The sequence below is a fragment of the Gibbsiella quercinecans genome (assembly GCF_002291425.1).
Taxonomy (GTDB): domain Bacteria; phylum Pseudomonadota; class Gammaproteobacteria; order Enterobacterales; family Enterobacteriaceae; genus Gibbsiella; species Gibbsiella quercinecans.
Window position 1 is genome coordinate 3773462 of record NZ_CP014136.1, and the last position, 23007, is coordinate 3796468.

Annotated in this window: 21 protein-coding genes; 2 read left to right on the forward strand and 19 right to left on the reverse strand. The window is 57.6% G+C overall.

The features are described 5' to 3' along the window. Window positions 1-18: 18 nt before the first annotated feature. Both ACN28Q_RS17380 and trxC read right to left on the reverse strand, forming a co-directional pair. The gene (locus ACN28Q_RS17380; protein WP_095847485.1) at window positions 19-723 is read right to left on the reverse strand and encodes a tRNA-uridine aminocarboxypropyltransferase; all 705 of its coding nucleotides are present in this window, start codon (window positions 721-723) and stop codon (window positions 19-21) included. Window positions 724-878: 155 nt separating this feature from the next. After that, window positions 879-1298, reverse strand: coding sequence for a thioredoxin TrxC (gene trxC, locus ACN28Q_RS17385; RefSeq protein ID WP_095847486.1), 420 nt, complete (start codon window positions 1296-1298; stop codon window positions 879-881). A gap of 206 nt (window positions 1299-1504) precedes the next feature. Between trxC and ACN28Q_RS17390 the strand changes: the two genes are divergently transcribed. Beyond that, window positions 1505-2593 (forward strand): tRNA/rRNA methyltransferase, encoded by a 1089-nt coding sequence (locus tag ACN28Q_RS17390; protein ID WP_095847487.1) that lies wholly within the window; start codon window positions 1505-1507, stop codon window positions 2591-2593. A gap of 81 nt (window positions 2594-2674) precedes the next feature. Here ACN28Q_RS17390 and emrB read toward each other — a convergent pair whose 3' ends face one another. From emrB to ACN28Q_RS17425, 7 genes are all read right to left on the reverse strand, one after another. Beyond that, window positions 2675-4210, reverse strand: a complete 1536-nt coding sequence (gene emrB, locus ACN28Q_RS17395) for a multidrug efflux MFS transporter permease subunit EmrB (RefSeq protein WP_095847488.1) — start codon at window positions 4208-4210, stop codon at window positions 2675-2677. Window positions 4211-4227: 17 nt separating this feature from the next. Next, window positions 4228-5421, reverse strand: coding sequence for a multidrug efflux MFS transporter periplasmic adaptor subunit EmrA (emrA, locus tag ACN28Q_RS17400; RefSeq protein WP_095847489.1), 1194 nt, complete (start codon window positions 5419-5421; stop codon window positions 4228-4230). A 408-nt stretch (window positions 5422-5829) separates the two neighbouring features. Beyond that, window positions 5830-7281 (reverse strand): efflux transporter outer membrane subunit, encoded by a 1452-nt coding sequence (locus ACN28Q_RS17405; protein WP_095847490.1) that lies wholly within the window; start codon window positions 7279-7281, stop codon window positions 5830-5832. 28 nt (window positions 7282-7309) lie between these two features. Beyond that, complete coding sequence (gene mprA, locus ACN28Q_RS17410; protein ID WP_095847491.1) at window positions 7310-7828, reverse strand: transcriptional repressor MprA; 519 nt, start codon at window positions 7826-7828, stop codon at window positions 7310-7312. 172 nt (window positions 7829-8000) lie between these two features. Next, a complete protein-coding gene (ygaH, locus tag ACN28Q_RS17415) occupies window positions 8001-8342 on the reverse strand; it encodes an L-valine transporter subunit YgaH (RefSeq protein ID WP_095847492.1) in 342 nt (113 codons plus the stop codon). Continuing rightward, window positions 8332-9069 carry an AzlC family ABC transporter permease gene (locus tag ACN28Q_RS17420; protein ID WP_095847493.1) on the reverse strand — a complete coding sequence of 246 codons (738 nt, stop codon included), beginning with the start codon at window positions 9067-9069 and terminating at the stop codon, window positions 8332-8334. Before ACN28Q_RS17420 ends, ygaH begins: the two co-directional genes overlap by 11 nt. 126 nt (window positions 9070-9195) lie before the next feature. After that, the gene (locus ACN28Q_RS17425) at window positions 9196-10377 is read right to left on the reverse strand and encodes an MFS transporter (protein ID WP_095847494.1); all 1182 of its coding nucleotides are present in this window, start codon (window positions 10375-10377) and stop codon (window positions 9196-9198) included. Between the two features lie 102 nt (window positions 10378-10479). Between ACN28Q_RS17425 and ACN28Q_RS17430 the strand changes: the two genes are divergently transcribed. Then, entirely contained in the window at window positions 10480-11358 is an 879-nt protein-coding gene (locus ACN28Q_RS17430; protein WP_095847495.1) for a LysR family transcriptional regulator, read from the forward strand. A 30-nt stretch (window positions 11359-11388) separates the two neighbouring features. On the opposite strand, the gene proX (ACN28Q_RS17435) is transcribed toward ACN28Q_RS17430, so the two are convergent. The 10 genes from proX (ACN28Q_RS17435) to ACN28Q_RS17480 all read right to left on the reverse strand — a co-directional run bounded on the left by proX (ACN28Q_RS17435) (window position 11389) and on the right by ACN28Q_RS17480 (window position 22864). After that, window positions 11389-12390 carry a glycine betaine/L-proline ABC transporter substrate-binding protein ProX gene (gene proX, locus ACN28Q_RS17435; RefSeq protein ID WP_095847496.1) on the reverse strand — a complete coding sequence of 334 codons (1002 nt, stop codon included), beginning with the start codon at window positions 12388-12390 and terminating at the stop codon, window positions 11389-11391. A gap of 51 nt (window positions 12391-12441) precedes the next feature. After that, window positions 12442-13437 carry a glycine betaine/L-proline ABC transporter substrate-binding protein ProX gene (gene proX / locus ACN28Q_RS17440; RefSeq protein WP_095847497.1) on the reverse strand — a complete coding sequence of 332 codons (996 nt, stop codon included), beginning with the start codon at window positions 13435-13437 and terminating at the stop codon, window positions 12442-12444. A 63-nt stretch (window positions 13438-13500) separates the two neighbouring features. Further along, window positions 13501-14658 (reverse strand): glycine betaine/L-proline ABC transporter permease ProW, encoded by a 1158-nt coding sequence (gene proW / locus ACN28Q_RS17445; protein WP_095847498.1) that lies wholly within the window; start codon window positions 14656-14658, stop codon window positions 13501-13503. Continuing rightward, complete coding sequence (gene proV, locus ACN28Q_RS17450; protein ID WP_095847499.1) at window positions 14655-15854, reverse strand: glycine betaine/L-proline ABC transporter ATP-binding protein ProV; 1200 nt, start codon at window positions 15852-15854, stop codon at window positions 14655-14657. The genes proW and proV overlap by 4 nt, the downstream gene beginning before the upstream one ends. Window positions 15855-16282: 428 nt before the next feature. Continuing rightward, window positions 16283-17878, reverse strand: a complete 1596-nt coding sequence (locus tag ACN28Q_RS17455; RefSeq protein WP_095847500.1) for an ATP-binding protein — start codon at window positions 17876-17878, stop codon at window positions 16283-16285. A gap of 146 nt (window positions 17879-18024) precedes the next feature. After that, window positions 18025-18984: a class 1b ribonucleoside-diphosphate reductase subunit beta gene (gene nrdF, locus ACN28Q_RS17460; RefSeq protein ID WP_095847501.1), complete on the reverse strand. Its 960-nt coding sequence runs from the start codon at window positions 18982-18984 to the stop codon at window positions 18025-18027. An 8-nt stretch (window positions 18985-18992) separates the two neighbouring features. After that, window positions 18993-21137, reverse strand: coding sequence for a class 1b ribonucleoside-diphosphate reductase subunit alpha (nrdE, locus tag ACN28Q_RS17465; protein WP_095847502.1), 2145 nt, complete (start codon window positions 21135-21137; stop codon window positions 18993-18995). Further along, window positions 21119-21523 carry a class Ib ribonucleoside-diphosphate reductase assembly flavoprotein NrdI gene (nrdI, locus tag ACN28Q_RS17470; RefSeq protein WP_095847503.1) on the reverse strand — a complete coding sequence of 135 codons (405 nt, stop codon included), beginning with the start codon at window positions 21521-21523 and terminating at the stop codon, window positions 21119-21121. Before nrdI ends, nrdE begins: the two co-directional genes overlap by 19 nt. 9 nt (window positions 21524-21532) lie before the next feature. Then, the gene (nrdH, locus tag ACN28Q_RS17475) at window positions 21533-21769 is read right to left on the reverse strand and encodes a glutaredoxin-like protein NrdH (RefSeq protein ID WP_095847504.1); all 237 of its coding nucleotides are present in this window, start codon (window positions 21767-21769) and stop codon (window positions 21533-21535) included. A gap of 240 nt (window positions 21770-22009) precedes the next feature. Then, entirely contained in the window at window positions 22010-22864 is an 855-nt protein-coding gene (locus tag ACN28Q_RS17480; protein ID WP_095847505.1) for a LysR family transcriptional regulator, read from the reverse strand. Between the last annotated feature and the right edge of the window lie 143 nt (window positions 22865-23007).

A 23007-nucleotide genomic window follows, 5' to 3' on the forward strand; every position in this document is an offset into this window, starting at 1 on the left:
CAATGTTATTGCCTGATTTTAGGTGCTTTGCGGCAGGCTTGCTGTGACCGGTGCCTCCTGGCGTGTGGGTTTCCCTGCCAGATACTGTTGGCGGAAGTAGCGGAAGTGTTGGCCCAGGCCGTCGGCGGCGGCGTGATCCCCGGCCTGCGCCAGCAACGCGGCGGCAACCTCCGCGGTGCAATGCTGTTCCGCGCGGCTGGCCTCGCGCAGTTGATAATCTGACCCCTGGGTGACATTGAGGGAAAATACCGGCAAGGCGTCCAGGTAAGGGCTTTTGCGGAACATTTTGCGCGCCTCGGCCCAAGTGCCGTCCAGCATGATAAACAGCGGCGGCTTGCCGCCCGCGGGCAGTTGGGTGACCACTTCGCGCCCCGGCAGTGCGTAAGAGCCGGGGAACACCACATAGGGCTGGCGAGTGGGATCGCTAATCGCTGCCAGCAACGCGGGATCAACTTCGGTACGCGCCCAGAGAAAGGCCAGGGTATCCGGCAAGATATCGGCGATCAGGCGGCCGGTGTTGCTGGGTTTTAGCGGTTCGGCGCCGAACATGATCAGGCAAAAGCGGCTGCTGGCCTGCTGGGGGGTTATCGTGCTGCACAGGCACTGTTTTTGCGGCAACAGGCAGCCCTGGCAACGGGCCACGCGGCAGCCGCGCGCCAGAAACGGGCGGGTGGCGCGATCTAAGCGAAACTGGCGCAGGCGAAGTACGGCGTTAGCGGTCATGATGATCCCGGTGAAAACCGCTATTGTAGCGTAAAAAAACCGGCGCGAGGGCCTTCTGCCAGGCTCGGTGTTAAAAGAAAGGCCGCAACGTTATCCGTTACGGCCATATCAAAAGCCTGGCGGCGCCAGGGCCGGGCAGGCTGATGCGTTATAGGTTAGACTAACTCATTGAGCCAGCTATCAAATGGCGCCTTGGGCATGGCGCCATTGAGCATATCGACCATCTTGCCGTCACGGAACACCATGATAGTGGGGATGCTGCGGATGCGGAAGCGGGCGCTCAGTTCCGGTTCGGCCTCGGTGTTGACCTTAACGAAACGGACTTTACCGGCGCGCTCTTCGGCCACATCTTTAAAGATGGGGGCGAAGCTGCGGCACGGGCCGCACCACGGCGCCCAGAAATCGACTACCACGGGCAGATCGTCCGCCAGCAATTGATCCAGCGTCGCGGCGGTGGCGTTCGTCACTTCGCCGTCGAACAGATCGTGGCCGCAGCGGCCGCATTTCGCGCTGTCTGCCAGGCGTTCTTCCGGAACGCGGTTGGTCGCATTACAAGCTGAACAAACGGTATTCATATTTACCTCGTTTTCGGAAAGCGTTACACACGCCGCGTTGGCTGCGAGTATGTTCTATTAATGTTGACGATTATCGGTAAAACCGCGTAGCCGAACAAAACGGTTTGTTCAATAAGTGCAATAGTTGTTGGCTTTTGGCCCAAGCTGGTGGCTTAGTGCACGGACATCAGGTAATCTTCGCGCCCTGCGCGTTGGTGGAGAAGACAATGAACGATTCATTTAGTGGCAAGAACGGTAAGGTCAAAGTGATGTACGTCCGCAGCGACGACGAAGGCGGCGACAACCGTAACAAGAACAAGCGTCCGGCGGGCAAAGGGCGGGCGGATGACCGTGCGCGCCCAGATCGCGCCGGGCACAACAAACCGCGTGGCAGCGAGCGCCGTGGCGCCGAACCACGCCGCAACGAGGGCGAACGCCCACGCCGGCCGGCGCGCCAGGATAGCCGCGATGGCTACGATTCCCCATGGAAAACCGTTTCCCGTGGGCCGGATGAAGAGCCGGCATTTGATCACGGCGGCATCAGCGGTAAAAGCTTTATCGATCCGGAACAGCTGCGCCGCCAGCGCGCGGAAGAAACCCGCGTCTACGGCGAGAATGCTTGCCAGGCGCTGTTTGCCAGCCGCCCAGAGGCGATCGTCCGCGCGTGGTTTATTCAGTCGGTTACGCCGCGTTTTCGCGAGGCGCTGCGCTGGATGGCCGCGAACCGCAAAGCCTACCATGTGGTGGATGAAGAAGAGCTGGCCAAAGCGTCCGGCACTGAGCACCACGGCGGCGTTTGCTTCCTGATTAAAAAACGTCAGGGCCTGGATGCGCAGGCTTATCTGCAAGACGCGCCGGCGACAGACTGCGTGCTGGCGCTGGAAGACGTGGGCAACCCGCATAACCTGGGGGCGATTGTTCGCTCCTGCGCACACTTTGGCGTTAATGGCCTGTTGCTGCAGGATCCGGCGCTGCTGGAGTCCGGTGCGGCGGTGCGCACCGCCGAAGGGGGCGCCGAGCATATCCGGGCGATCGGCGCAGACAACCTGCAGGCCGAGTTGGAAACTTTCCGCAACGCGGGCTACACCATCGTCACCACCTCCAGCCATAAAGGCGCAACGCAGCTGGCGCAGGCCAAACTGCCGGCTAAAATGGTGCTGGTGTTGGGCCATGAGGGCGATGGCCTGAGTGACAATACTCTGCAGCAAGGGGATATTAGCGTGGCGATCGGCGGAACCGGCAAGGTGGAAAGCCTGAACGTGTCCGTGGCTGCAGGCATCCTGCTGGCGGACTGGTGGCGCCAGAACCACGCCTGATTCGGTTAGCGCATGTAAAAGGCGGGCCAGTGTGGATGCACTGGCCCGCCTTTTTTTACCGCAAAGCAACCGCCTTGGCGATCAGTGAGCGCCACCACCGCCGCTGCCGGAGCCAAACGGCGGTTTGGCGAACCAGACCGACACCAGCATCACCAGGAACACCCCGGCGGATAGCCAGAAAATCTCATTGGCGGAGATAATCAGCCCCTGTGCGGTGATCTCGCTGGCGATATAGGAAGAGGCTTGCTGGGTGCTCATACCCAACTGTTCTAACTGCTGGTACATCGACTGCGACTGCGGGTTGTAAGGGTTCACAAACTCGCTCAATTGCGCATGGTGCAGCGATTCGCGCTGGGTCCACAGCGTGGTGGTGATCGACGTACCGATCGAGCCTGCCAGAGTACGGGTAAAGTTGGACAGGCTTGACGCCGCCGCCATACGTTCCGGCGGTAGCCCTGACAGCGTAATGGTGGTCAGCGGCATAAAGAAGCAGGCGATGGCAAAGCCCTGCACAAACTGCGGCCACGCGGCGGCGCCAAAGTCCATTCCCGGTTCAAACGTATAGGCGCGCCAGTAGAAGCAAACGGCATACATAATGAAGCTGAAAGTGACCAGGCGGCGCATATCCAGCCGGTTGCCAAAGCGGCCGATGATCGGCGACAGCAGCACCGGGATCAGCCCCACCGGCGCCGAAGCCAGGCCGGCCCAGGTGGCGGTATAGCCGAAGACCTCCTGCAACAACTGCGGCAACAGCACGATCGCGCCGAAATACAGCATATAGGCCAGGCTGATACACAGACAGCCGATGGTAAAGTTGCGCGATTTGAACAACGACAGATCCACCACCGGGTGATCGTCCGTGAGCTCCCAGACCACCAGGAACAGCAACGAAACCACGGCGACCACCGTCAGGGTGATAATCTCGGTGGAGTTGAACCAGTCCAGCTCTTTACCCTGATCGAGCATGATCTGCAGCGAGCCAATACCCACGATCAGCAGCACCAGCCCGACGGTGTCGATCGGTTTGATCTCGGTTTTGGTCTCTCGGCCTTTCAGCGTCGACATGGCCGCGATGACCACGAACAGGCCAATCGGGATGTTGATAAAGAAGATCCAACCCCAGTGGTAGTTGTCGCTGATATAGCCGCCGAGGATCGGCCCGAAAATCGGCGCCACGATCACCGTCATCGACCATAGCGCCAGCGCCATTGCCCGTTTGGCGGGTGGGTAGTTGTTCAACAACAGGCTTTGCGACAACGGGATCAACGGCCCGGCCACCACGCCCTGAACCACGCGGAAGAAGATCAGCATACCCAAACTGTTGGAAATCCCGCACAGCCAAGAGGCAAGGACGAACAGCACCGTCGCCCAGAGGAACAGGCGGACTTCACCAATACGCTTCGCCAGCCAACCGGTGATCGGAATGGAGATCGCGTTCGCTACCCCAAATGACGTGATCACCCAGGTGCCCTGCGAGTTGGAGGCCCCCAGGTTACCGGAGATGGTCGGTATCGCAACGTTGGCAATGGTGGAGTCCAGCACCTGCATGAAGGTCGCCATAGCCAGGGCGACGGTCATCCAGGCGAGCTGGGCGCCTTCAAGCGGTTTTTGTGCCAAGGAAGCCTCCCACTCGTTTAACCGGCGTTTGCATGGATGATCTCAGCAATAATCTGATTCACCGGCGCCAGATCCAACGCCAGAGCGTCGCTCTGGTAGCGTGGCGTGTCGCGCACCACGTCCGCCAGCATACGGCCGGCCTGATCGGCGGTATCTACCTTGACCAGCGTCGACAGGCCGATACGCAGCGGGTGCTCCGCCACCTGTTTGGCATCCAGCTCAATACGCACCGGCAGGCGTTGAACCACCTTGATCCAGTTGCCGCTGGCGTTTTGCGCCGGCAGCAATGAGAAGGCGCTGCCGGTACCCATATCGATCCCGACCACCTTGCCGTTGTACACCACATCATCGCCATAAACATCGCTGACCACCGTGGCACTCTGGCCGATGCGCATATTGGCGATTTGGGTTTCCTTGAAGTTGGCATCAACCCAGACGTGATCGGCCGGCACCACCGCCATCAGCGGGGAACCGGCGGCGATTTGCGCCCCCACCTGCACGCTGCGGCGTGACACATAACCGGTAATCGGGCTGATTACCTGGGTGCGCTGCAAGGCCAGCCAGGCGTCACGCACCTGTGCGGCGGCTTGCTGGACGGCCGGCTGTTTCTCCAGCGGCGTATTCAACACCATGGCCTGGTTGGCGTTGTATTGCTGCGTGGCCACTTCTAACGCGGCCTTAGCGCTGGTTACCGCATCGCGGGCGTGTTGCAGCTCTTCACGGCCAATGGCGTCAACGTTGCCCAGCACCACGCGGCGTTTCAGATCGTTTTCCGCTTTGCTGAGATCCGCCTGGCGCAGGGTAATATTGGCCTGATACTGCTTGCTGTTGATGATCAACTGCCGGGTTTGGCGCACCGCATTGGCCAGGCCGGTACGGGCACGCTCAAAGGCCTGTTGCGCATCGGTCGGATCGAGCGTGACCAGCACATCACCCTGTTTCACCAGATCGGTATTATCGAAGTTGATGCGGTTCACGCTGCCGGATACCTGGGCCATGATTTGCACCTGATTACCGGCCACATAGGCATCATCCGTTTCCTGGTGATGGCGCAGCACCAAGAACCAATACACCAGATAGGCCACCCCAATGACGACGAAAATAACGGTTAATAGTGATAGCCAAAATTTACGTTGTTTTTTCTTGCCTGCCGGTTTGCGTTTCTGGCCGGCCTGCTGCTGCGGGGCTTGATTCTCCGCGCTTACACTCATGGTATTCTCCACGTTTACCCTCACTGCCGTGCCGCTGCGTTATGCGCCGTATGCGCTCCCTGCTTGATGTCGGGAGTGGGCTAGCGCTTGCTGACAACACAGGCTATAGCGGGCATGTTTATTATTTATACTCGTCATACTTCAAGTTGCAGGTGTGTTGGCTTGGTTACTCGGCCCATCCCTGGGTCTCGCCCCTTCGGGGCCGCTGCTAACAGCGTTCAAATCTGCTCCCGGCAGATTTGTCGCTTACCCCAGTCACTTGACTTCGGTAAGCTCCTGGGGACTCGCTGCGTCGCCGCGTGATTCGGCCATACGGCCATACGGCCTCACCCCTACGGGGCCAGCGCTAACGCTGTTCAAAAACGCTTTTGCGTTTTTGTCCTGCAACTCGAATTATTTAGAGTATATTTATGCTTTTTTATCCGCGCTTTGCGGGGCCTGATAGCCGCCGCCAAGGGCACGGATCAATCCTATCTTCGCCTGGATCACATTGCTGCGAGCGTTCAGTTCCGCCTGTTGCTGTTGGAGCCACTGGGTTTGGCTGGTCAGCAGCTGATCGCGCCCGATAATACCGGCCTGATATTGGGCATTCGCGACATGATAGACCTGCTGGATAGCGCCGGCGGCGGAAGACGCCTGCGCCAATTGCTGTGTGCTGCTTTTTTGCACGGTAATGGCGTCTGCCGTTTGTTGTGCAGCGTTGACGATGGTTTGGTTATAGGATTCCACCGCCTGATCGTAAAGCGCGGATTCCTCGCCCAGTTTGCTGCGCAGCGCGCCGGCATGGAAAATAGGCAGCGTTATGGCCGGCACAAAATTCCAGGCCTGGCTCGCCGCTTCCAACAGGTTCGGGCTGGTGCCGCTGATGTTGGTGGTCGTCAGGCCGGCGAAGGCCGAGATCGACAAGCTGGGGTAAAATTCTTTCCGGGCTGCGCTCACGCGTTGGTTATACGATTCGACCAACTGCCGCTGGGCGACAATATCCGGGCGCCGGCCCAGGAGATCGGTAGTCAGCTCGCCCGGTGGCGCCAAAAGCCCATCGGCCGGCAAGGCAACCGGGCGCAGGTGCTGCATGGCATCCGGCCCCTGGCCGGCCAGCGCCGCCAGTTGGTGCTTCAGTTGTTCAATCTGGGATTGCAGTTGCAACAGCTGTTGCTTGGCGCCGTCGGCCTGGGCCTGGATCTGCCGTGGGATATCCACCCCGGTGATGCCGGCTTTATATTGCTGTTGGCGCAGATCGGCCAGGCGCTGGTTATTATCGACTTCCTGTTGCAGCACGTTTTCCAGCGCGTAGGTGCTCTGCAACTGATAGTAAGCGGAGGCGACCGACGAGGTCAGCGTCAGCGTGGCCTGTTCCTGCTCTGCCCTGGCGGCATTCACCTGGGCCTGCGCCGCATTGACCTGATTGCGGTATTTGCCCCACCAATCCAGCTCATAGGCCAGATTCAACCCCAGCGAGTTGGCGCTGGTGTAGACCGGGCTGGTTGGGTAGCCGATGACCTCATAGACGTTTTGCGGCGTACGCTGGCGCGTAATGCTGCCGTTAAGATCCAGGTTCGGCCCATTGGCGGCGTTGGCTTCACCCACCACGCTCTGCGCTTCACGCACGCGGGCGGCGGCTTGCCTTAGTGAGGGCGAACTTTGCAGCGTGCGGGCCATCAGGTCGTCAAGCTGGGGATCGTTCAGTGAACGCCACCACTGTGGGCTAAGCGCCAGCGAACTGACCTTTGGCTGAGCCAACTGCAGGTTTTGCGCATCCATCAGCGTAGACTGCGGCGCAATATTATCGGTTGATGCACACCCGGCGAGCAGCAAAACCGCGCACAACGGGGTCAATCTCCAGTTAAACAGGGGGTTCATACGTGTGTACCTGAACAGAAAGAGCTAATTAGAGTAACTGTTCTGTCACTTCCATTTGATCCAGACGTGCTAATAGCTTGCGTGTTAACGCTTCCAACTGCCTTTGTTCGTCGGCGCTGAGCGTGGACCACAGGAGGTGCAGACATTTGTGCTGAGGTGGCAGTAATTGCGCCAGGAACTCTTCGCCCTGCGGGGTCAGGTGCAGGTGCAGGCAGCGGCGATCGTTATCGCTTTCCAGGCGTTCGATCCAGCCGCGTTTTTCCAGCTCATCGGCGATGCGGGTGGCATTGGTGCGCGAAGAGCCGAGGGCCGAACTGAGCTCGGAAGGCTGGATGCTGTGGCTTTCCTGTGCATCAAGGGTGATCAGCGCCATAAACAGCGTTTCATTGATGCCTTGCGCTTTGAGCATCTTATTGCGGTTTTCCAGCAATTTGCTTTGCATATGCATGCACAGACGGGTGAGCAGGATCTCCTGATAGGGGAAATCCTTCTCGCGCTTCGCCCGATAATTCAGCATTTGCTCTATGGGAGTGAACGAACTTTCCATAATCTATCGCCTCATTAATTTCGTCTGGCATAATAACCATGGTGATTAATAATGTAAATGTTCAGCACGGTGAATAATTTAACAATTTGTGTCATTTTCAGCGGTAACAAATGCGTGTTTTGGCAGAAAAATGTGATTATGACCGCAAGCTGTACGCCGTAGCGTATCAGCCTTAGCTGAAACATATAAGTAGTTTTAATGTAATCCCAAAGGTTAATGCGCCAGTTAATGTCGAAAGAATGATGCTTTTGCTGCGATAAAAGCACAGCGCCAGCGCGCCGAACCCCGCCAGCGTGGGCCAGAGTTTGTCGGGTTCGCGCATGATCACCGGCGTGCTGGAAACCACCAGCAGCGCGCAGATAGAAGCGATGCCGATGCTGTCGAGCAGCAGGGCGGTTTTACCGCGTTTGAGCGCCGCCGGATTGCGCCTGGCGCCCAGGCGCAATGGCAGGTAGCGGAACAGGTAGTTGGCGCAACCGACGATCAGCCCAATGAGCAGGACATTAGTGTTCATCGGCGGCCTCCTCGGCTGCGGGGCGGCACAGCGCAGCCACACCGCCGGCGGCGAGGCTGGTTAAAATGGCGACCGGGATGGAAAATAGCACCACGCCGAGCAGCGCGCCGGCCAGCGCGGCGGCGATCGTCAGGCTTTGCGGGCGTTTAAATGCGGCCAGCAGAAAGCTTAGGAACAGCGCCGGCAGCATGAAGGAAAGCGCCGCTTCCAGCACCGGGAACTGCTCCAGCGGGCCATTGCCGAAGAGTGCCCCAACGGCGGTGCCGGCCACCCAGGCCAGCCAGGAACACAGCGCAATACCCAGCATCCAGTTTTCACTCCAACTGCGGTTATTGCGCATCAGTTTGGTGGTGGCGGCGGCAAACACTTCATCCGTCAGGCCAAACGCCCACAGCGCGGTTTTCCCGCCCGACATGTGCGTAACAATACGGTGGCGCAGCGCCGGGCCGTACAGCAGGTGGCGCACGTCCATCGCCATCACTGTCAGGGCCGATACCCACAGCGACATCCCGGCGCTTAGCAGGGCGGTAATCACGAACTGGCTGGCGCCCGCATAGATAATGCAGGAGAAGAAAATACTTTCGAGCGGGGTGAAGCCCAGTTTTACCGTGCTCAGGCCAAAGGCAAACGCCACAGGCACATAGCCGATCACGATCGGTAAACTGTCAACGACGCCGTTCGTGAAGGTGGCGGCGGGGGTGAGGTTGTCTGCTGCTTGGTTTGGCATTTTTATTCGAATTATCAGGGATAAAGGGCGCCGTCACGCATAGCGAAATACGGCCCCGTTTCATGCTCATCACCTTACCAGAGAGCCAGGCGCCTTTATACCCCTACCCAGGCTTTCGGCTGCGCCCTAGGGATCAAGCCGCTTGCCGAACTGCCAAATCGTCAGGTTGAGCAGGCATAAAACGCCGCCGACAGCGGACACCCCATACCATCCTGCGTGCTGGTAGGCCGAGGCGGACAACAGTGAGCCCAGCGCGCCGCCGATAAAATAGCTGGTCATATAGCCGGCGGTCAGGCGGTTGCGGGCTTCCGGCATAATACGGTAAATCACGCTTTGGTTGGTGACGTGTACCGCCTGTACCGCCAGATCGAGGATCACAATCCCCACAATCAGCGCCCATAGCGATTGTTTCGCCAGCGCAATGGGCAGCCATGACAACAGCAACAGCGCCAGGCCAACGCTGGTGGTCAGGCGAGCCTTGCCCTTATCGGCCAGATGGCCGGCGCGTGAAGCGGCCAGCGCCCCGGCAGCGCCCGCCAACCCGAACAGCCCAATGGCGCCTTCCGAATAGTTGAACGGCGGCGCTGCCAGCAGAAAGGCGATGGACGTCCAGAGAACGCTGAAGTTGGCGAACGACAGCGCGCCAAGCAGCGCGCGGGTACGCAGCAACGGCGTGCCGCTGAATAGGGTGAAAATCGATTTCAGCAACTGGAGATAATTTAGCCCGGTATGCTGTTTGTAGCGCGGCAGCGCACGCCACAGCAGCAGCGCCATTAGGATCATCAGCACGCTGGCTACCCAGTAAATGGTGCGCCAACCGCCGATCGCCGCCAGCGCGCCTGCCACAGTGCGCGCCAGCAGGATACCCAGCAGCAGGCCGCTCATGATAATCCCCACGGTCTTTCCGCGCTTTTCCGGCTGCGCCAGCGAGGCCGCCAGCGGCACCAGTATCTGCGCCACCACCGAAAACAGCCCGGTCAGGGCGGTGCCCAACATCATCAGCGGCAGTGTGCCCGCGCTGGCGGTGATCAGCATGCCGCAGGCTGCCAGCAGCGTCATGAATACAATCAGCCCGCGGCGTTCAAACATATCGCCGAGCGGCACCAGCAGCAGCAGGCCGGTGGCATAGCTCAACTGGGCGACAGTGACGATCAGCCCAGCCTGGTTGACCGACAGGCGGAAACTCTGGGCGATGGTTTCCAGCAGTGGCTGGGCATAATAGTTACTGGCGACCGCCAGGCCGGTGGCGATGGCGATCAGGGCGGTCAGCATCGGGCTGAGGCCTGAAGTTGGGGTTGATGGGCGCATAGGTTCTCATCATCGGAAAACGTGGGGGGAGTATCCGGCAGCGCGGTGCATTAAACCAATGTATAATTTTCATTTGATTAATCTCATTTTGAGATAGATACCATGAACCTGAAACAGATCCGCTATGCGCTGGCGGTGGCCGAGGAGCAGAGCTTTACCCGGGCGGCGCAGCGCTGCCATACGGTGCAGTCGGCTCTGAGCCACCAGATTGCCAAGCTGGAGGATGAGCTGGGTTGTTCACTGTTTGAACGCACTTCGCGCCGGGTCAGGCTGACGACCGCTGGCCAGGCATTTATTCCGTCCGCGCAGCGGTTGCTGGCGGCGAAACAGGCGCTGGTGGAAGAGGTCACCGCCGCCAGCAGCACGGTGTCCGGCACCCTGAGTATCGGCACCATCTCAACGATAAACGCGATTGATCTGCCCAGTATGCTCGACAAGTTTCACCGCCACTATCCGGCGGTGAATATCCGGCTGTATGTGGGCATGAGCGAGATGCTGCTGGAGGATGTGCGCCAGCAGAAAATCGACCTGGCGTTTGTTGGCATCTGGCCGGGGGATATCGATCTGCTGCCGGTTTCCCATCGTCGGTTGATCGATGAGCCATTGGTGGCGCTGGTGGCCGCACAGCACCCGTTGGCCGGCTGTGAACGGGTAAGCCTGAAGGCGCTGTCGGAAGTGCCGCTGGTGGATTTTTATAGCGGCACCGCCGCAAGGCGGCAGACCGATCGCGCGTTTCAGGCTGCGGGTATCAAGCGGCACGTCAGCTTTGAAATCGACCATTTCGAATGGCTGGAAAATCTGGTCAGCCGAGGATTGGCTGCGGGTATCGTGCCGATCTCAACGGCGCAGCGCCTGAGCACGCTGGTGTCGATCCCGATTCAGGATGGGCCGCGGCGCCAGGTGTTTTGCGTATGGCCACAGCCGCTGTCAAAGGCCGCTGAGCGTTTTTTGCAGTGTGGGGGGATTGTCGTCGAGGAATAAGGGGCGCAGCAGGCTGCGCCCCGGAAGGCATTATTTCTGTGCGGCTTCAGCGGCGGTTTTGACCCAGCCGTCGAAGGTCGCCTGGTGGGCTTTAATCCAACCATTGACGTGGTTTTCGATATCGGCTTCAGAAGACTGGCCTTCATGCATACGCAGGTTTTGTGCGTTCACGTCCGCGATAGGCAGGCGCATGATCGCGAACAGTTTGGCGGCTGCCGGGTTGGCTTCGGCCCACTGTTTGTTGGCGGCGATACGCATGGTATTAACCGGGAAACCGTAGTTGTTGCCGTTAGGCAGCTTGGTATCCACGTTTTGCTGCGCGCCCGGCAGGGATGAGAACGGCACCTGCAGCCACACTACGTCACGCCCTGGCACCAGCACGTCGCTAACCCAGTATGGCGTCCAGGTGTAGTACAGCACCGGCTTGCCTTCTTTATAACGGGTGATGGTATCGGCAATCATCGCTGCGTAGTTGCCCTGGTTGTGCTCAACGGTCTTGCTTAGGCCGTAAGCCTCTATCTGGTGGTTAATCACCGCTTCACAGCCCCAGCCTGGCGTACAGCCGGTCAGATCGGCCTTGCCGTCGTTATTGGTATCAAACAGCTTGGCGATGTTGGGATCTTTCAGCTGTTCAATGTTGGTGATGTGGTGCTGTTCGGCGGTTTTCTTGTCAATCAGGTAGCCCTGTGCGGCACCGTTAACGTACACACCTTCACGGTAGAACTTGGCATCGCCGCCGGCAGCCTTGTACTGATCGGCGTGCAGCGGATCCCAGCTCACGGCGAGGAAAGTGGCGTCGCCAGAGGCAATGGAGGTATAGGCAACGTTATAGTCCACTTCACGCGGCGGCTTAACGTCATAGCCGAGTTTTTCCAGCGCTTTGCTGACCAGCAGCGTCTGGAAGGTTTCTTCCGAGATGGTGCTTTGCACCGGCTGTACCGAAATGCCTTTGCCTGGCAGATCGGCGGCGTAGGTGAACGATGAACCCATCAGTGTTGTCAGGGCCAGAGCCCATATTCCTGCTTTGCGCATAGTGAAATACCTTATTTTTGTCATGTGACGCCGGGTTACCGGCGCAGGAGATTATTTCGCCGTCGCGGCAGCCGTTTTGACCCAGCCGTCAAACGTGGCCTGGTGAGCGTGGATCCAGCCGTCGACATGGCGCTGTATATCGGCGCTGCTGTTTTCGCCGTTGTGCATACGCAGGTTCTGCGCGTTCACATCGGCCAGCGGCAGCTTCATGATGGCGAACAGTTTCGCCGCCGCCGGGTTGGCCGCCGCCCACTGTTTATTGGCGACGATATGCTCGTTATTGACCGAGAAACCGTAGTTTTTGCCGTTAGGCAAGGTGGTGTCGGTGTTTTTCAACGAGCCGGGGCCGGAGGAAAACGGCACCGTCAGCCACACCACGTCGCGGCCCGGCACCAGTTCGTCGCTGACCCAGTATGGTGTCCAGGTGAAGTAGAGCACCGGCTTGCCCTGTTTAAAGCGGGTCAGGGTATCGGCGATAATCGCCGAGTAGTTACCCTGGTTTTGTGTAACGGTTTGGCTAAGCCCATAGGCATGGATGTGGGTGTCGATCACATTGCCGCACACCCAACCCGGCTCGCAGCCGGCCAGATCGGCCTTGCCGTCGCCGTCCGCGTCAAACAATTTCGCCAGCTTGGGGTCTTTTAACTGGGAAATATCGTGGATTTTGTAGCGATCCGCCGTTTTCTTATCGATCAGATAGCCCTGTGCGGCGTTGGTGATATACACCCCTTCACGATAAAACTTTTGCCCACCGCCGGCGTTGTTATACATATCCACCTGCAGCGGTTCCCAGTTCACCGCCATATAGGTGGCGTCGCCGGCGGCAATCGAGGTATAGGCTACGTTGTAGTCCACTTCTGCCGTGGGCTGAACGTCGTAGCCCAATACCGTCAAGGCTCGGTTGACCAGCTCTGTCTGGAAGCTTTCTTCTGCAAGGGTACTTTGTACCGGTTTTACCACGACGCCTTTACCGGGAAGTTCTGCGGCAAAGGCTTGAGCACTAAACAATGCTCCAAGGGCGACAGCCCAAATTCCTGCCGAACGCATAATGGTTCCCCTTCGGTGATGGTTGCGTGCCACGGCCCCCGGCTGGCGCCGGGAGCCGAGCTATTACGCTTTTTTGATGAATGGACGGGCGAGCAGGCCGATTGGCCCGTGGGCGTACCAGCGGCCCATCCCCTTGCTGCGGCGATCGCGCCCCAGTGATTGGGTCAGGCGATCGAGAATAATGGCCAGAATAACGATACCGACGCCGCCGACCGCCGCCAGGCCCATATCAAGGCGACCGATACCGCGCAACACCATCTGGCCCAGGCCGCCAACGGCAATCATCGAGGCGATGACCACCATCGAAAGCGCCAGCATCAGCGTTTGGTTCACGCCCGCCATAATGGTTGGCATCGCCAGCGGCAGTTGTACTTTGAACAGCATTTGGCGTGGGCTGGAGCCAAAGGACTCGGCCGCTTCGATCAGATCTTCCGGCACCTGCTGTATCCCCAGGATCGTCAAACGCACGATGGGCGGCAGGGCAAAGATGATGGTCACCACCACGCCGGGCACGTTGCCGATACCAAACAGCATGACGATCGGCACTAGGTAAACAAACGCCGGGGTGGTTTGCATGGCATCAAGAATCGGCCGTATCACCCTGGCGGCGTTTCTGCTGCGCGCCAGCCAGATGCCGAGCGGTAAGCCGATCACGATACAAAACAGCAGGGCGGTTAATACCAGCGCCAGCGTGACCATCGCCTGCGACCAGGCGCCAATGGCGCCGATGGCCACCAGCGACACCAGCGTGGCGGCGCCCATGCCCAGGCTTGAAAGCTGCCAGGCGATCAGCGAGAACAGCACAATGGCGACCGGTGCCGGCATGCCGAGCAGCATTTGCTGAAAGCCGCTCAGAATGAAATCCACCGGCACGCGGATCCCCTGAAACAGGGGGCGAAAGTGCAGCACCAGCCAGTCGATGCCGCTGGTGACCCAGGAATCGAACGGCACCCAGGCTTTATGGAACGGATCGAGCAGGTTGAAGTGCTCCGGCTGTGCCGGGGCGCTGTTCAGCCAGTCGCTGCCCTGTGCGGCCTGGCTGGCGGCATCGTGTGACGCGGGCGGCGGTGACGTTGACCAGGCATCGTTCGCATTGCCTGCGGGCGCTGCGGTGCTGGCCCAGGGATCGCTGCTTGCCGTGGCCTGGCCTGCGGCATCATGGGCCGGAGCGGCACTCTGTTCTGCGGTGCTGGCCCACGGGTCTTGAGTTTGATCAGTCATTCGGTTGAGCCCTCTTTATCTAAAGCCTGCAGCAGCATGGCTTTGGAAATAATGCCGATATAGTTGTTCTCTTCGCCGACGACCGGCACGGCGCAAGGCGCCTGCGCGACCAAGGAAATCAGCTCACTGAGCGGCATGTCGGCCGGCACCGGTGCGGGCGCTTCGAGCAGCGCATCGTCCAGCGTCTGGCCGGCCGCCAGGGCTTTTTTCAGCGATTCTATCGACACCACGCCGATGAATTTCTGCCCGCGTTCAAGAACATAGCCATAATCGCGGTCTTCATCCTGCAGCAGCCGGAGCGCTGAACGCGGACCAATACCGGGGGTTTTACGAATTAACGTTACCGGGCGGCGTTTGGCGATATCTTTCGCGCTAAATACGTGGCTGATATCAACGCCGCGGAAGAAGGTGCGGACATAATCATTGGCCGGATTATTCAGGATTTCATCCGGTGTACCGACTTGAATAACTTCACCGCCTTGCATAATGGCAATACGATCGCCAATACGCATGGCTTCATCCAAATCATGGGAAATAAACACGATGGTACGCTGGTGTTTAGACTGCAATTTCACCAGTTCATCCTGCATTTCGGTACGGATTAATGGATCCAGCGCCGAGAAGGCCTCATCCATTAATAATATGTCGGGATCGTTTGCCATCGCACGGGCTAACCCTACGCGCTGGCGCATGCCGCCGGAAAGTTCATCCGGATAGGATTTGGCATAATTTTCCAGCCCCACCTGGCGCAATGCATCCAGCGCTTTTTCCTGGCGCTCACGCAGTGGTACGCCGGCTAATTCCATGCCGAATGCCGTATTGTCTAATACGTTCATATGTGGCATTAGCGCGAATGACTGGAACACCATGCTGATCTTATTACGACGCACGGTACGCAGGGCGGCATCGGATATTTTTGAAATATCCTCACCGTCGATCAGAACCTGCCCGCGGGTAGGTTCTATCAGACGATTGAGAAGGCGTACCAGGGTGGATTTCCCCGAACCGGAAAGCCCCATGATGACAAATATCTCGCCTTCTTCAATGGCCAGACTTGCGTTTTTTACACCCAGTGATAACCCGGTTTTTTCAAACAGCTGATCTTTGGATAATCCTTTATCAATCAGTTTGAATGCGCGATCTGGGTGCTCGCCAAATATCTTATATAGGTTTTTTACTTCGAGTTTAATTGCCATGCAATTTTCTGTTTCCTCTGGAGTAATTCAAACGATAAAAATTTCCTAATAGAAAATAATAGTGCCCTATACCCTAACACAGTGAGCTTCTGAGACAAGTCTCAATCTTCCCTCAAGGGTATATCTGCGGTTTACATCCGCTTTTTTATTGGTTATGGTAGTTTCGCCCACCTTGAATATTTTTTTCACTATTCGCAATAATTCCACGAACACACTGATTTTTAGATGTAATAAATTCGTTGTGAGATTTTCAAAAATTATTCTTAGTATTAAAATATTACCGTAATACGTGACGCTTTCTGGGGAAAATAGGCGTTACATTTTAGGTTTACGTGATGCTATTTTCTGCGGGATATTTCGCTGCAATAAAACACAAATTACGCTTAATTATTGTGTGGATATGTAACCCCGCCTAATGAACCGAATGGTTATCTTGCTTTGGGAATAAAAAGGGAGAACACGGTGCCATGCGGCGAATTATCCGTCACTTCTATGCTGCCGTGCGCCTGCGCCACGTGGCTGGCGACCAGGTGCAGGCCAATGCCGTGATCGCCCTTATCTTTTGTCGTCACCCCTTGCTCAAACAGCGTGTCACGGATTGCCGGTGCAATGCCGGTACCCTGGTCTGCGACATCTATCACCAGTTCGCTGCCGCTATCGCTAATATACAGCTCGACGGGCGCCTGCGGTGTTGCGCCGTGCAGCGTTGCCTCTACGGCGTTATCCACCAGGTTGCCGATGATCGACATCAGCTCGGTTTCATTCAGCGCGGCAGGCAGCTGGCGCAGTTGGCAGGCGGGATCAAACTGCAGAGTAATGCCTTTTTCGCGGGCGCTGGCATATTTCCCTAACAGCAGGCCGCACAGCGCCGCCGAACTGAAGCGTTGTGCAATGAAATCCAGGATTTCCTGGGCGCCTTCCGACTGCGCCTCGACATAGCGCACGGCTTCATCGTAGCGATGCATATGTAACAGCCCGGCCAGGGTCGCCGCCCAGTTAAGCTGCTCATGGCGCATGATACGCAGGGTATCCGCGTAGCGCCGCACCTGGCTGAGCTGGCTGCTTAGCGTATTGATGTCGTTTTTGTCGCGGAAGCTGATCACCCAGCCCTGCAGTTTGTCCTCCTGCAGGATGCGTACCCGGCTGGCGATGACGCGCACGTGGTTAAAGCGGCAAACGTCATCGTGGGTATTCTGCGCGAGCTTGGCCGGGCTGAAAAAGTCTGGCTGGGCGTTGATCACTTCGTTGATCTCTTTGCCGATCAACACGCTGGCCGGTTGATGCAGCGTTAACAGTTCACGTGCGGCGCGATTGATGGTGATGATGCGCCGCCGATCGTCAATGGCGATCACCCCTTCGTAGATGGCTTCCAGCAAGGCCTTTTGCTGGCGGACCAGCAGGGCGATCTCTTCCGGCTCCAACCAAAACATCTGGCGTTTGAGGTTTTTTGCCAGCAGCCAGGAGAAAATGAACAGGGTGAGCAATAGCAACACCACGGAGAGCACAATTTGGCTTAGGCTACGGGCATTCAAACTGTCGATGTACGATTTCAGGTAGCCGACGGAGACAATGCCGATCACCCGGTTGTGCTCATCCAGAATCGGGGCTTTGCTGCGCAGCGAAATGCCGATGCCGCCTTCGCGCACTGAAATGATGCTCTTGCCGGCCAGCACCTGTTTATTATCGCCGCCGACCATCGGCGTGCCGATACTGTCGGGGGATTGTGAGTGATAAAGATGCAGGGTCTGGCTATTGCCGATAACGATATAGCTGGCATCGCTGACGGCGCGGATTTTGTTCATCAGGGCGGCGATTTGCCCGGTATCGTTGTGTTCCACCGCGCTGATCAGCGGCGGCATCAGCGCAATTTCCCGTGCCTGTACCTGGGCGCGGGCGCCAAGATCCTCATGCAGTTTGGCATCCAGCCGGTAATAGGTATAGATACCGATCGCCGTCAGCAGCAGGCAGGAAAAGGCGACCAGGCCAAGAAACAGTTTGATTTGGAAAGACAGTTTTATGCGCATGGCCTGCCGCTTAATCCGGTGAATAACAAGGGCGCAGTGGTGCGTTCAGCCGGTAAGCCTAACATGATATGCGGTGCCAGTAATATTGCGGCCGATCACGTTGCGCCGGGTTTGGCGCAACGTGAGGCGGGGCGGTGACGGCCTGCTTAGAAATCCCAGTCTTCGTCTTCGGTATTGACGGCCTTGCCGATGACGTATGACGAACCGGAGCCGGAGAAGAAATCGTGGTTTTCATCCGCGTTCGGCGACAGCGCTGAAAGGATCGCCGGGTTGACTTCGGCCATCGCCGGTGGGAACAGAGCCTCATAGCCCAGGTTCATCAGCGCCTTGTTGGCATTGTAATGCAGGAAGGTTTTCACATCTTCCGTCCAGCCGACGCCGTCATACAGTTCTTCGGTGTAGTGAATTTCGTTGTCGTACAGATCCTGCAACAGATCAAAGGCAAAGTTTTTCACCTGCTGGCGGCGTGCCGGATCGGCTTTTTCAAGCCCTTTCTGGAATTTATAGCCGATGTAGTAACCGTGCACCGCTTCGTCGCGAATGATCAGGCGGATCAGATCGGCGGTGTTGGTCAGCTTGGCGCGGCTGGACCAGTACATCGGCAGATAAAAGCCGGAATAGAACAGGAAAGATTCCAGGAAGACGCTGGCGACCTTTTTCAACAGTGGATCGTCACTGCGGTAGTGGGCCAGAATGATGCTGGCCTTTTTCTGCAGCGCGCGGTTCTCTTCGCTCCAGCGGTAGGCGTCGTCGACGTCGGGCGTTTGGCACAGCGTAGAGAAGATCGAGCTGTAAGAACGCGCATGCACCGCTTCCATAAAGCTGATGTTCGAGTATACCGCCTCTTCATGCGGCGTTAGCGCATCGGCAATCAGCGCCGGCGCGCCGACGGTGTTCTGGATGGTGTCCAGCAGCGTCAGGCCGGTAAACACCCGGATGGTCAACTGCTGCTCCTGTGGGGTCAGCGTGGCCCATGAGGGGATATCGTTGGAAAGCGGCACTTTCTCCGGCAGCCAGAAGTTGGCGGTCAGGCGGTTCCACACTTCCAGATCCTTGTCGTCTTCGATTTTGTTCCAGTTAATCGCCTGGACACGTTGCATAGTCATAAGATCCCTCACAGCGAGCAGGACACGCAGCCCTGCACCTCGGTGCCTTCCAGCGCCATCTGGCGCAGGCGGATGTAGTAAATGGTTTTGATCCCTTTGCGCCAGGCGTAAATCTGCGCCCGGTTGATGTCGCGCGTGGTGGCGGTATCGCGGAAGAACAGCGTCAGCGACAGCCCCTGATCGACATGCTGGGTGGCGGCGGCATAGGTATCAATAATCTTTTCCGGGCCGATCTCATAGGCATCCTGGTAGTAATCCAGGTTGTCGTTGGTCATGTAAGGCGCGGGGTAATACACGCGGCCAATCTTGCCCTCTTTGCGGATCTCGATGCGTGACACGATCGGGTGAATGCTTGAGGTGGAGTTATTGATATAGGAAATCGAACCGGTTGGCGGCACCGCCTGCAGATTTTGGTTATACAGCCCGTGCGCCATCACTGACTGGCGCAGCGCCTGCCAGTCGTCCTGGCTGGGGATGCTGATATTGGCCTGGGCGAACAGTTCGCTGACGCGCGCGGTTTGCGGCTGCCAGCTTTGCTCGATGTATTTGCTGAAATACTCGCCGCTGGCGTAGGTGGAGTTTTCAAACCCGCCGAAGCTGCTGCCGCGTTCTATCGCCAACTGGTTGGACGCGCGGATGGCGTGGTAGGCCACGGTGTAGAAATAGATGTTGGTGAAATCAATCCCTTCTTCGGAACCGTAGTAGATACGCTCACGCGCCAGGTAGCCGTGCAGGTTCATCTGCCCCAGACCGATGGCGTGCGAGGCGCGGTTGCCGCTGGCGATCGAAGGCACCGAGCTGATATCGCTCATGTCCGCCACCGCCGTCAGTGCGCGAATCGCCGTTTCCACCGCTTTGCCGAAGTCCGGCGCGTCCATGGTCTTGGCGATGTTCAGCGAACCGAGGTTGCAGGAGATATCTTTGCCCACTTCCGCGTAGCTCAGATCGTCGCGGTAGGTGCTGGCGCGGTTGACCTGCAGGATCTCCGAGCACAGGTTGCTCATGTTGATGCGCCCGGCGATCGGGCTGGCGCGGTTGGCCGTATCTTCAAACAGCATATACGGGTAGCCGGATTCAAACTGGATTTCCGCCAGCACCTGGAAAAACTCGCGCGCATTGATACGGGATTTGCGGATGCGCTTGTCGCCCACCATTTCGCGATATTTTTCGCTGACGCTGATCTCTGAGAACGGCACGCCATACACCCGTTCCACGTCATACGGCGAGAACAGGTACATTTCTTCGTTGTTTTTCGCCAGCTCAAAGGTGATATCCGGGATCACCACGCCGAGCGACAGGGTTTTGATGCGGATTTTCTCATCGGCGTTCTCACGCTTGGTATCGAGAAAGCGCAGGATATCGGGGTGGTGCGCGTTAAGGTATACCGCACCGGCCCCCTGGCGCGCGCCAAGCTGGTTGGCATAGGAAAAGGCATCCTCCAGCATTTTCATGATCGGGATAACGCCGGACGACTGGTTTTCGATGCGTTTGATCGGTGCGCCCACTTCGCGAATATTGGTCAGCAGGAAGGCCACGCCGCCGCCGCGCTTGGAAAGCTGCAGCGCAGAGTTCACCGCCCGGCCGATGGATTCCATATTGTCTTCAATGCGCAGCAGGAAGCAGGAAACCAGCTCCCCGCGTTGGCGCTTGCCGCAGTTGAGGAAGGTGGGGGTGGCCGGCTGGAAGCGCCCGGAAATAATTTCCTCGACCAGATCCTGCGCCAGTTGGGTGTTGCCGGCCGCCAGCGTCATCGCCACCATGCACACGCGATCTTCATAACGTTCCAAATAGCGTTTGCCATCAAAGGTTTTCAGCGTGTAGCTGGTGTAATACTTGAAGGCGCCCAGAAAGGTATCGAAGCGGAACTTCTTGGCATAGGCCTGGCGGAACAGTTGCTTGATAAAGGCGAACTCATACTGCGCCAGCACCTGCGCCTCGTAGTAGCCTTCCTCTACCAGATAGCGCAGCTTTTCCTCCAGGTTATGGAAGAAAACGGTGTTTTGGTTGACGTGTTGCAGGAAGTATTGGCGTGCGGCCAGCCGATCTTTATCGAACTGGATGCGCCCTTCGGCATCGTAAAGGTTGAGCATCGCGTTGAGCGAATGATAATCCAGCGCGCCGGACGCCGGTTTGGTCAGTTCTGTTGTTGCCAAAATGCGGTTACTCCCTGTCGAACGTTTGCAACGTCAAGCTCGGTGCCGAGCAGTTCAAAACGGTAAAGAAAAGGCACCTGGCATTTTTTAGCGATAATGTCGCCGGCAATGCCGTACGCTGCGCCGAAGTTGGTATTCCCGGCGGCGATCACGCCGCGCAGATAGGAACGGTTCTGTGGCACATTGAGAAAACGGATCACCTGGATCGGCACCGCGCCGACGGGACTACCGCCGCCGTAGCTGGGCACAATCAATATATAGGGTTGATCCATTAACAGCTTGCTGCGGGCGCCGGCGATCGGGATGCGGATCGCCGGCAGGCCCAGCTTCTCAACGAACCGATGGGTGTTCTCCGAACTGCTGGAGAAATAGACCAACGGATTCATGCCTGAACCTCACGATGCCAGGGCTTGGGCCAGCGCGCCGATTTTGTCCGGGCGGAACCCGGCCCAGTGATCGTCGCCGGCGATAATCACCGGAACCTGTTGGTAACCTAATGATTTTACGTGTGTCAGGGCCTGTTGATCCTGCGTGAGGTCGATGACCTGATAATCAATCCCTTGCTTATCAAATGCGCGATAGGTGGCATTGCACTGGACACAGTCAGGTTTACTGTAAATAATAATGCTCATGATTCGCATTTACCTTGTGGTTTGAAGGAAAGGCGGACAACGCCAGGAAACGGAGCATCTTACGGCGTTTCTGGCAGTGTTATCAGCCGGCGCGATGTCCCTGCGGCTGACACAATGAATACTATATATTGATGTTGGTTTTATCAACCATTCTACATATAGTGTTTTTTGCTTTTTTTATGCAAACCCCAGCCGGGCTGGGTTGCGCGGGAAAAATTTTTTTTCTGGCGTGAGTTGTTCTTAATGCGGCCCGTCTTCAAACATCTCGACAAACGGGTGAGTAACGCCCGCATCGGCGCTGGCGTGGCGGTAAAGTAGCCAGGTGCGGTTTTTCACCGTTTCATCGGCAATCTGGATAGGAACCCGCCAAAGGCGATCGTTCAACGCCGGATAGTTGGCAACAATGGCATAGCCCAGGCCGCGCGCCACCATGGCTAAACACACCTCCAGCTTATCTACCGTCATCGCCACTCGCGGCGGTTGTGAGTAGTTGGCGTTCCACCAGCGCTCAATCAATTGGGTAAGGTGCGGCCCGTGATTGATACGGATTTGCGGCAGTTGCGGCAGCCGCGCCAGTTCGATGGGCTGGCTGCTCACCAGCAAGTAATCATCTTCTTCGACCAGCTTTTTGCCTTCTTTCCAGCCGAAATCATCCTTGACCAGCGCCAGGTGAATCTCTTCACGCTGTAGTTTGCGAAATATTGCTTCGCTATAACCACTGATCAAACTCACGCTGATGCCGGGATACAGCCTGCAGAAAGCGGCCAGCCGTTCCGGCAAACGGTAAGCGGCATAGTTGCTGGAAACGCCGATCCGCAGTTCGCCTTGCCGGGGCCGGTCAAGATCGGACAGCGTGCTCTTCAACTGTTGGAATTCTTGCAGCATGCCTGTGGCGCGCTGTGCCAGATAGCGCCCCTGCGCGCTGAACACCAGGCCGCGGCTACTGCTGTCAAACAGGCGGATACCGAGTTTGCGCTCAATTTGGCGCAGGCGGTAGCTTAGCGCCGGCTGTGAGGTGTAAAGCTGTTCGGCGGCGCGTGTGATGTTTTTATGCTGCCAAACCGCCTGTACGATCAGCCAGTCTTTTTCATTCATGTGGCGCCCTCCGCCGCTGTTTACGCTCCTACCATAAAATAATTTTTGCAGCCGGGCTGCAAGCGATAAAAAAGCTTAATTGGGCATGCGTAATAAAAACGCTTATATCTAGTTAATATCTTAATTTAAAAGAAATTAGTTGC